Source organism: Microbulbifer mangrovi, assembly GCF_002009015.1.
GTDB classification, from domain to species: Bacteria; Pseudomonadota; Gammaproteobacteria; order Pseudomonadales; family Cellvibrionaceae; genus Microbulbifer; species Microbulbifer mangrovi.
Genome location: NZ_LZDE01000033.1, coordinates 1 through 395, shown reverse-complemented (window position 1 = coordinate 395; position 395 = coordinate 1). Strand labels below are relative to the sequence as shown.

The window sequence follows — 395 nt, the reverse complement described above, 5'->3', positions numbered from 1 at the left end:
TGCCCCTGCCGGCGGCGTTATGCATCTAGATGAGTAATCGAGAAATTTTCAAAAATGCCGATAAAGCAATGCTAAAAGTTGCCGTTTTGGTTTTAGCATTCTTTGGAGCCATGGCTACCAGTATCATATCTTTGTATGAACATACTGAACTGATTGGTACAGTTTGCTGTATAGCTGGAGCAACAAATAAAAGAAGTGCGCAAGGCATACTAGTGAAAGTTACTCTCGACGATAAGAAAGTGGTTCGCGTACATTGGAAACGAGAAGTCTTAATTAAAAAAGACAGCAGAGCAGTAATTGGAGAAACTACGAATCGCCTTACCGGAGGAGTTCAGTACGTATTCAAGTGGTACTTGCCAGATGCATAACAAAGTGCGGCAGACCGACGTCTTACT

At 42.3% G+C, this 395-nt stretch carries 1 protein-coding gene; it reads left to right on the top strand.

What is annotated here, in order from left to right:
• The first annotated feature begins 29 nt into the window (after nucleotides 1–29).
• Complete coding sequence (locus tag B4U49_RS00150; protein WP_078082611.1) at nucleotides 30–368, top strand: hypothetical protein; 339 nt, start codon at nucleotides 30–32, stop codon at nucleotides 366–368.
• The last annotated feature ends 27 nt before the right edge of the window (nucleotides 369–395 follow it).